The 11,816-nt window shown below is 70.7% G+C and carries 12 protein-coding genes; 1 reads left to right on the top strand and 11 read right to left on the bottom strand.

The window, feature by feature from the left end:
- Positions 1-183: 183 nt before the first annotated feature.
- Complete coding sequence (locus tag ABZ914_RS35790) at positions 184-987, bottom strand: DUF2470 domain-containing protein (RefSeq protein WP_500198700.1); 804 nt, start codon at positions 985-987, stop codon at positions 184-186.
- 64 nt (positions 988-1,051) lie between these two features.
- Here ABZ914_RS35790 and rpsD point away from each other — a divergent pair, with 64 nt between their 5' ends.
- Entirely contained in the window at positions 1,052-1,657 is a 606-nt protein-coding gene (rpsD, locus tag ABZ914_RS35785; protein ID WP_500198698.1) for a 30S ribosomal protein S4, read from the top strand.
- A gap of 113 nt (positions 1,658-1,770) precedes the next feature.
- Here rpsD and ABZ914_RS35780 read toward each other — a convergent pair whose 3' ends face one another.
- The 10 genes from ABZ914_RS35780 to ABZ914_RS35735 all read right to left on the bottom strand — a co-directional run bounded on the left by ABZ914_RS35780 (position 1,771) and on the right by ABZ914_RS35735 (position 11,668).
- Entirely contained in the window at positions 1,771-2,226 is a 456-nt protein-coding gene (locus ABZ914_RS35780; RefSeq protein WP_500198697.1) for a MarR family winged helix-turn-helix transcriptional regulator, read from the bottom strand.
- A 133-nt stretch (positions 2,227-2,359) separates the two neighbouring features.
- The gene (locus ABZ914_RS35775; protein WP_500198695.1) at positions 2,360-3,460 is read right to left on the bottom strand and encodes a hypothetical protein; all 1,101 of its coding nucleotides are present in this window, start codon (positions 3,458-3,460) and stop codon (positions 2,360-2,362) included.
- Positions 3,461-3,485: 25 nt separating this feature from the next.
- Complete coding sequence (locus ABZ914_RS35770) at positions 3,486-4,787, bottom strand: MCE family protein (protein WP_500198694.1); 1,302 nt, start codon at positions 4,785-4,787, stop codon at positions 3,486-3,488.
- Entirely contained in the window at positions 4,784-5,884 is a 1,101-nt protein-coding gene (locus ABZ914_RS35765) for an MCE family protein (RefSeq protein WP_500198692.1), read from the bottom strand. The genes ABZ914_RS35770 and ABZ914_RS35765 overlap by 4 nt, the downstream gene beginning before the upstream one ends.
- On the bottom strand, positions 5,884-6,927 hold the full coding sequence (locus ABZ914_RS35760) for an MCE family protein (protein ID WP_500198691.1): 1,044 nt from the start codon (positions 6,925-6,927) through the stop codon (positions 5,884-5,886). Before ABZ914_RS35760 ends, ABZ914_RS35765 begins: the two co-directional genes overlap by 1 nt.
- Positions 6,927-7,958, bottom strand: coding sequence for an MCE family protein (locus ABZ914_RS35755; protein ID WP_500198690.1), 1,032 nt, complete (start codon positions 7,956-7,958; stop codon positions 6,927-6,929). Before ABZ914_RS35755 ends, ABZ914_RS35760 begins: the two co-directional genes overlap by 1 nt.
- Positions 7,958-9,034: an MCE family protein gene (locus ABZ914_RS35750; RefSeq protein ID WP_500198688.1), complete on the bottom strand. Its 1,077-nt coding sequence runs from the start codon at positions 9,032-9,034 to the stop codon at positions 7,958-7,960. Before ABZ914_RS35750 ends, ABZ914_RS35755 begins: the two co-directional genes overlap by 1 nt.
- Positions 9,031-10,095, bottom strand: a complete 1,065-nt coding sequence (locus ABZ914_RS35745) for an MCE family protein (protein WP_500198687.1) — start codon at positions 10,093-10,095, stop codon at positions 9,031-9,033. The genes ABZ914_RS35750 and ABZ914_RS35745 overlap by 4 nt, the downstream gene beginning before the upstream one ends.
- Complete coding sequence (locus ABZ914_RS35740; RefSeq protein ID WP_500198684.1) at positions 10,092-10,946, bottom strand: ABC transporter permease; 855 nt, start codon at positions 10,944-10,946, stop codon at positions 10,092-10,094. Before ABZ914_RS35740 ends, ABZ914_RS35745 begins: the two co-directional genes overlap by 4 nt.
- Positions 10,946-11,668 carry an MlaE family ABC transporter permease gene (locus ABZ914_RS35735; protein WP_500198682.1) on the bottom strand — a complete coding sequence of 241 codons (723 nt, stop codon included), beginning with the start codon at positions 11,666-11,668 and terminating at the stop codon, positions 10,946-10,948. The genes ABZ914_RS35740 and ABZ914_RS35735 overlap by 1 nt, the downstream gene beginning before the upstream one ends.
- Positions 11,669-11,816 lie beyond the last annotated feature (148 nt).

Raw genomic sequence — 11,816 nt, 5'->3', positions numbered from 1 at the left:
GTACGGTTCCCGTCCGCCTGCTCACCCACCCCGCGAGGGCGAGCCGGCGGCCGGGGCGTCCCGGGCGGGCGGCGGGCGGCGTCCCGCGGCCGGAGACCCGAGCATGTCCCGGAGGGGACGGTCCGCGCCATCCGTGAGATCACGGCCATATGGACGGATATTTCGGTGTTCGTCCCGTACGGACTACGGGGTCGCGTGCGCGAACAGGTGCCGGTACACCCGGCGCAGGCCGTGGAGATCACTGACCGGCTCGCCGAACGTCAGCCTCAGGTCGAACGTCCCGCCCGCGTCCGGCGACGGAGCGGAGCAGCGCAGCCACATCCCGTACCGGTCCAGCCCGAGCGGCCGGACCTCCGGCAGCCCGTCCGGGTCGCCGGACGGGGACGCCGACACCGGCAGCAGGCCCTTCAGCTCGTCGCGGTGGCAGGAGTCCAGGTGCGCCAGGATGCCCGCGCCGATCGCCGCGAACGGGTCCGGCGCGGCGGCCGCGTACTCCTCGGGTTCGAGGGTCGCACCGCCCCAGGCGTCCTCGATCTCGACCTGCGCGACGTCCATCGTGAGCACCGTCCACTCCCCGTCGCTCGGCGGCTCCTCGGCGGCCAGGTCGAGCAGTTCGGGACGCGGGTGCGGGCGGGACAGCCGCAGCGCGGCGGCCCGCAGCCCGGCCGGCGGCAGCTCCGTCAGCCATCCGTGCAGCCACGCCCGGCCCCGTACCCGGTCGGCGAGCGGCACCGGCGCGACGTCGCAGATCCGCAGCGTGGCGGGCAGGTCCTCCTCCCCGTCCAGCGCCCTGACCAGCGGCGAGTCCTTCGGCAGGAGCAGCAGCGGCCGCCCGTCGAGGTCCGTCGTGTACGCCGGGACGGGCGTGTGCGGGACGCCCGGCGCCGCGAGGACGCCGTCCCCCATGCCGTAGGCGAGCGTCCGCGCCCGTTCCGCCGCCGTCGGCCCGCCCACCCGCGTCCCCGTCGTGTCCGCTCGCCCCACCATGGCCTCCTTGACGTACTGAGTTAGGCTTGCCTAACTAAGGCTTACCTAACCACTGAGGAGCGCGATGAACAACCCCCGGCCCAAGGTCCGCCTCTCCCGGGCCCTCGGCATCCCGCTGACCCCGAAGTCCGTCAAGTACTTCGAGGCCCGCCCCTACCCGCCCGGCGTGCACGGCCGCGCCCGCAAGCAGGAGAGCGACTACAAGGTCCGGCTCCGCGAGAAGCAGCGGCTCCGCGCGCAGTACAACATCCGCGAGGCCCAGCTCGCCAACGCCTTCGCCAAGGCCGCCAAGGCCGGCGGCAAGACCGGCGAGGCCCTCCTCGTCGACCTCGAACGCCGGCTGGACGCGCTCGTCCTGCGCGCCGGCCTCGCCCGCACGATCTACCAGGCCCGCCAGTTCGTCGTGCACCGCCACATCCTCGTGAACGGCCGCCGCGTCGACCGCCCCTCCTTCCGCCTCCGCCCCGGCGACGTCATCACCGTCGCCGAACGCAGCCGCGGCATGGACGCCTTCCAGATCGCCGCCGCCGGCGGCCACACCGACACGGTCCCGCCCTACCTCGACGTCCGCCACGACGCCCTCGCCGCCCGGCTCACCCGCCTCCCCGAACGCCACGAGATCCCCGTCATCTGCGACGAGCAACTCGTCGTCGAGCACTACTCGAGATGATTCCCAGGGGGGCGACCCCCTGGAACCCCCGTCACGAGCCGGTCGATCCTCCCGCCACGGCTAAGGCCTGCCGTGACCGTGCGGCGTGCGGCACGTGGCGCTGCGGCTTGCGGTTATCTCAGGGTGCCGAGTTCCTTGCGGGCGGTGGTGCTCAGGGTGCGGAGGGCCGAGACGAGGGCGTGGCGCTGCTCGTCGGTGAGGGGGCCCGCGAAGTGCTCGCGGAGCGTCTCGGCGTGCACCCGCATCGCCTCGTCGAGCTTGGCGCGGCCCGCGTCGGTGAGCTCGACCAGGTGCCGGCGGCGGTCGCCCTCGTGCGGCCGGCGGCGGACGAGCCCCGCCTCCTGCATCCGGTCGACCAGCCGGGTCATGCCGCCGCTGGTGAGGATCAGCTCGCCGGCCAGCCCGCCCATGTCGGGGCAGTCCGCGCCCGCGGACGACAGCCGGAGCAGCACCTCGAACACCGCGTGCCGGATGCCGCAGCGGCGCTCCAGCTCGCGGCCCGCGATGCGCTCCAGCAGGGCCGCGGCGCCGAGCAGCGCGCCGAACTCGTGGATCACCTCGTCCGGCACCCGGGTGCCGCCGTCTGAGACCGAACGCTCCCACCCAAACCAAACCCCCCCCCCCCCCCCCCACCACCCCCCCCCCACCCCCCCCCGCCCCCCGCCCGCCTCCCCCGGGGGGGGGCGCGGGACGCCGCGTGCGTCAGTTCTTGGGCTTGCCGCTCCCGGTCGTGCTCGGGGACGGCGACGCGGCGCTGCTCCCCGGAACCAGGCCGTTGCCGCCTTGACTCGCGTTGCTGTCGTTGACTCCCGACGGGTACTGCTTGGTGACCTTCCACTTGCCGTCGATCTTCGCCAGCGCGAGGCGCAGCAGCGTGGCCGGCTGGCTCACCTTCCCATCCTTGGTCTGCAAGCTGATGTCGACCATCACGACCGCCGTGGCGAACTTGCCGTTGACGCTGCCGACGAAGATGTCGGAACTCTTGGACGTGACCGCGAACTGAGGGTCGGTCTTGAACCCGGCAGCGAAGGTCGGCAGCGTGGACTGCTTGAACTGGTCGAGCAGGTCGCCGCCCATAAGCTTCTCGGCCTTGGCCGCCTGCGACTGGTAGTTGGACGCGTTGTAGTTGAACGCCACGTCCCCGTACTGCAGGGCCACCTTGGAGACCTCGCCGCGGGCGTCCTTGTCCGACGCCAGGCCGCTCGCCCTCGTCCACTGCCAGATCGCGAGGCTCGCCAGCACCGCCACCACGACGACCGTCGCGATGACGCGGACCAGCGACGACGAGCCGGCGTGCTCCTTCGGCGGGCGGGTCGGGGTGTAGGAGAACGGGCCGACCTTGCGCGCCGGACGCGCCGCCGCGTCCGCCCGCTCCTCGGCCTCCTCCTCCGGGGGCTCGAGCCGCTCCGGACGGGGCTTCGCCGCGGCGGGCCGTGCGGGAGACGCCTTCGCGGCGGGCTTCGCCGCCTTCGCCGCGGGCCGGGCCGCCTTCGCGGGCCGGGCCGGGCGCTCGTCCTCCTCGTCCTCGGCCTCGATCGCCTCCAGGACGTCCTCGAGGTCGTCATCGTCGTCGATGACCTCGATGACCCGGACCCGCCGCTTGCGCTTCGGCCGCGCGGCGGCGGGCCGCTCGGCGGCCTCCGCGGCGCCGTCCTCCTGCTCCGACGCCCCGGCCTGCGCGGCCTCCGCGTCCTCGACCGCCTCGTCCTGCTCGGACGCGACCGCCTCGACCTCGTCGGCCTCGCCGTCCGGGTGGCTCTCCCGGGCGGCGTCCGCGGCTTCCTTGGTGGTCTTGGCTGTCACTTCGGTACTCCTACGGGGATTGGGGTCAGTCCTTGTGCCGGCGGCGAAGCCGGGACAGGCGGGACACCACGGGCACCGAGCCCATCATGACCCTGATCAGCACCATCAGTGCCAGAACCGGGGGAATGTAGATTAGCCAAACCGGTGGCCCACCAGAAGAGTCCTTGCCGTTGTTCGCGGCGTTCTGCGCCTTCAGCGGCTTGTCGAGCGCGGGATCGTGGGTGGGGATCACGTCGCCCGGGTTCTTCGCCCGGTAGGTGTTCTGCTTGACGTCCAGGTCCGGCGTCCGGCCCCCGGCGCACGTCGGCACGGTGGCCAGCTGCGGCTGCGGCAGCGGGTACTTGTACTCCAGCGCCGCCTGGTGCTTCAGCGTGATCTCGAAGATGACGTTCAGCACGGGCTTGCCCTGGTCCAGCCCGATGACGTTGTCGAGGACGGTCTTGAGCTGCGGCGCGACGGCGAGGGTCGTCTTCAGGTCCGACAGGTAGTTCGGGTTGTAGGCGGAGATGCCCCAGTTGCCGAGCGTGTCGACCGTGCAATTGAAGTTCGGGCCGGTCTCGTCCAGCAGCTGGTTCACCGTGGACAGCAGGCCGGGGCCGCGGTCGCGCAGCTCGGCGAGCTGGCCGCGCATCTGCGCGAGCGCCGAGGTGAGGGCGGCGACGTTGTCGATGCCCGCCCCGAGCGCTCCCCGGTTCCGGTTCAGCACGCTGGTGATCTTGCCGAGGTCCCGGGTCAGCCCGTCCAGCAGCTCGGTGTTCTGCGCGAACGTCTGGGTGAGCTCGTCGCCGCCGTTGACGATCTGGCGGATCGAGTCCTCGCGGCCCGCGAGGCCCTCCGCCAGCTCGTGGGTGAGCACCTTCGCGTCGTCGGGGTTGATGGCGTCCAGGGACTTGATGACCGCGCCGAACAGGTCGCTGTACTTCGGCGGGACCTTCGTCTGCGACACCGGGATGACGGTGCCGGGCTTCATCGGCGGCGCGCCCGCCTGCCCGGGGGCGGGGGTCAGCTCGACCACCGGCTCGCCGACCGCGGACTTGCGGGCCGCCGCCGCGGTGACGCCGCGCGGGATCTTCACCCCGCGCTCCATGTCGAGCCGGACGACGACCTTGTTCCCCCGCAGCTTCACCGAGTCGATCTTGCCGACCCGCAGGCCGAGGTAGTCGACCTCGAAGTTCGGGTGCAGGCCCGGCGACGACTCGAACTCGGCCGTGATGTGGTACGGCCGCTCGATGAAGTCGAAGTGCACCACGTTCCGGAACGCCCACACGATCATGATCACGGCGAGTGCGCCGAACACCGCCAGGTTGATCGTCACTCGCCTGGTCATTGCCGCCCCTGCAGGATCTTGTCGAGGTCGGGGAACGCGGTCCGGAACTGCTTCGGCAGCTCGGTGTCCCCCGCGCCGCCGCCGCTGCCGCCGCTGCCGCCGCCCGTCGCCTTGCTCTTCTTCTTCGCGGGCTTGTCGCCGCCGAGCACCGGCGTCCCGTCCGGCCAGAGGATGTTCAGCAGCGGGTACAGCAGCAGCTGCCCGTCGTAGCTGGCCCTCGGGAGCTTGTCGGTGAAGGTCACCAGCCCGTTGACCAGGTTCGTCAGCCGGGTGCGGTTGTTGCCGAGCTGCGCGAGGACGGGGTCGAGGTCGTCCAGCAGCTTGCGGAACCGGGCGACCCGCCCTTCGAGCACCTTGTCGTTCAGCTGCCGGGCCGCCTCGGTGAGTTTCGCGACCGTGCCGAGGATCTTCCGCTTGTCCTGGTCCAGCAGCCGGGTGGTGCGCTCGATCTGGACGGGCGCCTCGTTCAGCGCGCCGTCCCCGGCGGCCAGCGACCGGCCCAGCTTGGCGAGGTGGTCGACCGACTCGCCGAGCTGCTCGCGCTGGTCCGCGACGAGCTTCAGCAGGCTCGTCGCCTTGGCGATCGAGGTGTTGAGCCGCGTGCCGTTGCCGTCCAGCGCGGTGGCGCCGGCGTTGACGACCGTCGCCACGTCGTTGCCGGCCAGCGCCTGCACCAGCGGGCCCGCCTGCCCGACGACCTGCTCGAACGCCGGCTGCACGCTGGTCTGCGTGATCGCCGCGTGGTTCGCCAGGAACGGGCCGCGGTCCATGCTGGCGCCCGGCGGCATCTGCAGGTCGACGAAGTTCTCACCGAGCAGCGACGTCACCTTGATCTCGGCGCGGGTGCCCTGCGGGATCTTGATCCCGTCCTTGATGGACAGCGTCGCCTTGGCGCGGTAGCCGTCCAGCTCCACCTTGGTGACGCTGCCGATCGTGATGTCGGACATCTTCACGCTGTGCCCGGCGACCAGCCCCTGCACGTCGCTGAACTCGGCGGTCAGGGTCAGGTGCCCCTTCGGCGCCCCGACCGTCTTGTAGTTGCAGCCCGAGAGCGCGAGGACCGTGGCGAGGACGAGCAAGACGACCTTCCTGCCCATCAGTTGCCTCCGTTCTGCCAGGGACAGTTGGAGTTGGGCGCGGGAAGCGGGCAGGCGACCTCGTCGCTGTCCATCAGGCCCTTCAGCCACGTCCGCACGAACGCGTCGGTGGCGAACCGGATGTGCAGCGACTTGTCCTTCTTGCCGTAGCCGCCGATGAGGGCGCCGCTGACGCCCGGCAGCACGTTCAGCAGCTGCGCGATCTGCTTGGTGTTGCCCTTCAGCACCAGCGCGACCCGGGTGAGGACGGCGAGGTCGTAGGGCAGCTGCCCCTTGTACCTCTTGAGCAGCTTGTCGCCGTTCTTCGACAGGTCCAGCACCGCGCCGATCAGCTCCTGCAGGTCGCCGCGCTCGGAGGCGAGCACCTGCGTCGCCTGCCCGAAGTCCTGGATCATGGTGCCGAGCACCTGCTCGCGGCCGCGGACCACGCCGGCCATCCGGCTGAGGTTCTGCGCGACCTCGATCAGGTCCTTGTCCTGCCCGGCGACGTTCTCCACCAGCCGGGCGCTCTGCTCCAGCGTGGCGTTGAACTCCTTGCCGTTGCCGTTCACGGAGTCGGCGGCCTTGCCGAGCGCCGTCTGCATCTTCGTCGGGTCGAGCGCGTTCGCCAGGTTGGTGAAGGAGTTCAGCGCGTCGTCCACCTCGACCGGCACGGTCGTCCGCTCGATCGGGATGACGTTGGAGGTCTCCTTCGGCTCGCCCGGCTTCCACGCCGGGTGCAGCACCAGGTTCCGCTCGCCCACCAGGTTCAGCGGGACGATCGACGCCTGCACGCCCTGCGGCAGCGGGACGTCCCGGCCGATGTGGAACGTCACCTTGATCTTGTCGTCCAGCTGCTTCACCGTGTCGACCCGCCCGACGTCGACGCCCATCACCAGGACCTTCGACTGCGGGTAGAACGAGCGCGCCTTCGGCACGTAGACGGTCATCGTCCGCTCGCCGCCGGACGAGCCGATCGAGCAGCCGCCGAGCGCGGCGGCCAGCGCCAGCGCGAGCGCCGCCGCGACGGCCCGGGCCGGCTTCGTCGGAATGAGGCGGCCCATCAGTTGCCTCCCTGCCCGGCTGGGGAACGCCGCGTGGAGATCGGTCCCGGCGGCTGGATCGGCCCGAGCCCGGTGAGCACGCCCTCGATCCAGGGCCCGTTCCCCTTCAGGTTCGCGACCTGCTGGAACGTCGGGCCGAGCAGCGAGAAGTCGGTGTTCAGCGCGTCCATGTTCGGCGCCAGCCGGGTGGTCAGCAGGTGCAGGTTGTCCAGCAGCGCGTCCAGCTTCTTCTGGTTCCTGGAGATGACGTTGTCGAGGGTGCGGACCGTCCGGCTGCCCTGCCCGATCGTCGCGGCGAGCTCGTTGCGCCGGTTCACCAGCGACTGCAGCAGCACCTGGCTGGAGTCGATGATCTCCCGGAGCTTGTCGTCCTTGCTCGCCAGCGTGCCGGTGATGGTCTTGCTGGCCTCGATCAGGTTCTGGATCTGCGGGTAGGAGTCGTTGAGCGTGCGCGACAGGTCCTGGATGTTCGCCAGGATCCGGTGCAGCTTCGCCGCGCCCGGCGACTTGATCGCCGCGACCTCCGACAGCAGCTTCGTCATGCTCTTCTCGTCGAGCTTGCCGACGATGTTCTGGGTGTTCTCCAGCGCCTGCGGCACGGTGAACGGGACGCCGGTGTGGTCCAGCGGGATCCGCCGCCGGGACTCCGGCAGGCTCGCCAGGTACGGCCTGGCGACCGGGCCGGACAGCTTCAGGTAGCGGCCGCCGAGCAGCGTCGTCGTCTCGATCTCCGCGCGGGTGTCGCGGCCGAGGTCGATGCCGGCGTTGACGTGCCAGGTGATGAGGACCCGGCCGTGGGCGGAGTGCGGCGCCCCCGCGGTGACCCGGCCGGACTTCACGCCGGCGACGCGCACGTCGTCGCCCTTCTTGATGCCGGCCTGGTCGGAGAAGTAGCCGCTCATCGTGTAGCCCTGGTCGAACAGGTGCAGCTGGCCGATCGCGAACGCGAAGATCAGCGCGGCGGCGAGCACCGCGAGCGTCACGATCGCGACGAGCCGCTGGTTGACGTCCCGCAGGGACTTGAGCGCCATCAGCCGCCACTCCCCGTCAGCATCGCCTTCAGCTTGGTCAGGTCCTGCTTGGACGGCTGCTTGGTGCCGGGCGCCTTCGGCAGCTGCATCGGGAAGGGGCACGGCCCCTGCACGACGTTCAGGCACAGCGCGTTGGTGCGCAGGAAGTGCCCGCCGTTGGCGGCGGCGAACAGCTCGCGGAGGGTCAGCGGAAGCTGCTGCACCATCTTCTCCAGCTGGTCGACGTTCAGCCGGAACGTGTTGCTGAACTTGCCGAGGTTGTCGATGATGCGGGCGAGCTGCGCGTCGTTGCCGCCGAGCACCGCGTTCAGGTTGGTGGTGACGCCCGAGATCTGCACGACCGCGTTCTCCAGCAGCTTGCGGTTGTCGGCGAACACGCCGGTCAGCGACGCCAGGTTGTCGACGCTGGCGGCGATCTGGGTGTCCCGCTTGGCGATCGCGTCGCTGACCGTCTCGTAGTTGTCGATCATCCCCTTGATCGTGTCGCGGCGGGCCTCGAAGGTCTGCAGCAGCGCGTCGAGGTTGTCGGTCAGCAGCGCGATGTTCTGCTCGTTGCCGTCCAGCGCCTGCGAGAAGGAGAAGAGGATCTTGTTGAGCTGGTTCGGGTCGAGGCTCTGGGTGAGCGGGCCGAGGCTGTTGAGGATCTCGCCGAGGTCCACCACCGACCGGGTGTGCGGCACCCGGTCGCCGTTGCCGAGCCTCGCCGGGCTGCTGCCCGGCTCCAGGTAGATGACCCGCTGGCCCATCACGTTGCGCCAGCGGACGGCGGCGGTGGAGTCGGCGGGCAGCCGGACGTCCTTGTCGACCGCCATCCCGACCACGGCCTTGCCGCGCACCACCTTGATGCTCTTCACCTGGCCGACCGGCGTCCCCGCCACCTTCACCTCGTCGCCGGTGAGCAGGCCCGTGACGTCGTCGAACGTCGCGGTCAGCCGGTAGCGGGAGTTGAAGCTGGCGCCGAGGATCTGCTGCCCGATGTAGAAGGTCAGCAGGAGGGTCACCACGAGGAAGACCAGGAACTTCAGGATCGTGGTGTACTCCGGCCCGCGCGCGGCCTTGCCGCGTACCGGGCTCATGGCCGCCCTCCCGCCGTGCTCGCCGTCTTGCCCTTGGGCTGGAACGGGTCGGTGGTGCACACGTCGATGAAGACCTGGCACAGGTCGAGGCTGAGCGCCTCCTTGGCCTGCGCGATCGTGGTGCCCGACGGCCCGGGGATCCGGATGATGCGCGCCAGCAGGGCGAAGAAGCCGTTGAGGCTGTCCATCAGCACCGGCAGCTTGTCGTTCTCGGAGTGCACCGTCGCGGCGACCCCGCCGACGTCGTCGATGAGCTTCCCGAGGTTCGCGCCGTGCCCGCGCATCGTGGTGCCGACGGTGTCGCCGAGCCGCCCCGCCTGCGTGAGCAGCTGGTCGATCTTGTCCGGCTTGGCGTTGATCACCTGCGACAGCGTGTTGAAGTCGCCGGTGAACCGGGTGATGTTGTCACCGTGCGCGGCGAGCGTGCCCGACAGCCCGTTGATGTCGTTGAGCAGCGCCTGGATGTAGGCGCGGTCGGCGTACGTGGCGTCCACCACCGTCGACCCGTTCTGGATCAGCCGGCGCGCCGCCGGCCCCTCACCGGACAGCCCGGCGCCGAGGGTGTGCAGGATCGTCGCCACCTCGTCCGGGTTGATCGCCTTGGTGAGGTTGTAGGCGGGCCACGCCGTCTGCGACAGGTCCTGCGGGTCGGCGGTCTTCACGACCCGCCCGCCGTCCTTGAGGAACGGGCCGGACAGCTCGTGCGCGCCGGGGTCCAGCACCAGGTCCTTCGGCCCGAACACCGAGACCGGCTCGATCGTCGCGGTGGCCGTGTCGGGGACCCGGACCCCCTTGTCGACGCGGATCTTCACGGTCACCCGGCCGTCGCGGCCGAGCTTGATCGTGTCGACGGCGCCGACCGCGATGCCGCGGATCTTCACGTCCGACTTGCCGGGGTCCAGGCCCTGGCCGGCGGTGCCGAACGTCGCGTCGTAGTAGGTGGAGCCCGCGTACGAGGGGGTGGTGGAGATCCCGACGGCGACCGCGGCGACCGCGATCACGCCGGCGCCGACCAGGCCGAAGATCGTCCTGGACCGGGAGGAGAGGCTCTCGTCGCTCATCCGGTCAGCCTCACCGTGCTGCCGTGGCCCCAGAAGATGTACGACAGGAGCAGGTTCATCAGGATCATCAGGATGGTGGACTCCCGGATCGCGCGGCCCGCGGCGACGCCGACGCCGACCGGGCCGCCCGCGGCGTAGTAGCCGCGGTAGCAGTGGATGAACATCACGATGAACGCGAAGACGGCGACCTTGATGACGCTGTAGAACACGTCGATCGGCGGCAGGTACAGGTGGAAGTAGTAGTCGTAGATGCCGGGCGACAGGCCGAAGTACTGGATCGTGATGAACCGGGTGGCGAAGAACGCCATGAACAGCGACACCAGGTAGAGCGGGACGAGCGCGATGACGCCGGCCGCGACCCTGGTGCACACCAGGTAGGCCAGCGAGTTGATGCCCATGACCTCCAGCGCGTCGATCTCCTCGGAGATGCGCATCGCGCCGATCTCCGCGGTGAAGCCGGTGCCGACCTGCGCGACCAGCGCCACGCCCGCGATGATCGGGGTGACCTCGCGGACGTTGGAGTAGCTGGCGACGAGCCCGGTGAACGCCTCCGCGCCGATGCGTTCGAGCCCGGGGTAGCCCTGCAGGCCGACCATCGCGCCGGTGGCCAGCGACATCGTCGCGATGACGAAGATCATGCCGCCGCCGATCACCAGCGCGCCGACGCCGACGGAGATGTCGCTGACCTGCTTGGCCAGCGTCTTGCCGTACTTGCGCCGGATGATGATGTCGAAGAGGAGGTGGTACAGCACCCGGCCGAGAAAGATCGGCAGGTTGGCCGAGGCCGACAGCCCGGCCGCGCGGCCCTTGAAGGCCCGGCCCAGCTTGCGTACGGGGGAAATGGCGACCATCAGAACCTCGGGGGGAACAGGACCTGGTAGATCATGGTGAGGATGTAGTTGGTGGCGAACACCACGATCGAGGTGACCACCACCGCCTTGTTCACCGCCCGGCCGACGCCGACCGGTCCGAGGTCGCAGTTCATGCCCATGTAGCAGGCGACCGCGGCGGCGATGAACCCGAAGATCCACGCCTTGAACAGGGTGATGACCAGGTCCGAGAACTGCAGCAGGGTCGTCGCGCCGTCGAAGAACGCGCCCGGGCTGACGCCCTGCTGGATGACGTTGAAGTAGTAGCCGCCGAGCACGCCCGCCAGGATCACGACGGAGCAGAGCAGGCCGGACACCATGCTCGCCGCCCACAGCCGGGGGGTGACCAGGCGGTGGATCGGGTTGATGCCCATGACTTCCATGGCCGCGAGTTCGTCGCGGATGTTGCGGGCGCCCATGTCCGCGGTGATGGCCGAGCCGCCGACGCCGGAGACCAGCAGCGCGGCGGCCAGCGGGGCCACCTGCTGGATCATCGCGGCGGTCAGCAGCGCGCCGGTGCCCGACTGGGCGCCGAGCTGCCGGGCGATGTCGCCGACCTGCAGCGAGATGGTGGCGCCGAGCGGCACCGCGATCAGCATCACCGGCACGCTGGTCACCCGGGCGAGGAACCAGCACTGCTCGACGAACTCGCCCCACCACTGCCGCAGGTCCCAGGTGCGGCGCAGCCCCTCCAGGAGGGTCACGCACAGCAGCCCGGTCTCGGGGGGGGGGGGCGGGGCCCCGCTCCGGGGGGGGGGCGCGGGGCGGGGCTGGGGGATGGCGCGAATGCCCGGGCCGCCCCCCCCCGGGGGGGGGGGGGGGGGGAGCACGCCACCGGACGTCTGCGAGGTG

The sequence above is a fragment of the Spirillospora sp. NPDC046719 genome (assembly GCF_040645715.1).
In the GTDB taxonomy this organism is placed as follows: Bacteria; Actinomycetota; Actinomycetes; order Streptosporangiales; family Streptosporangiaceae; genus Spirillospora.
The sequence above is the reverse complement of the archived record's forward strand: the minus strand, read 5'-3'. Positions and strand labels throughout refer to the sequence as shown.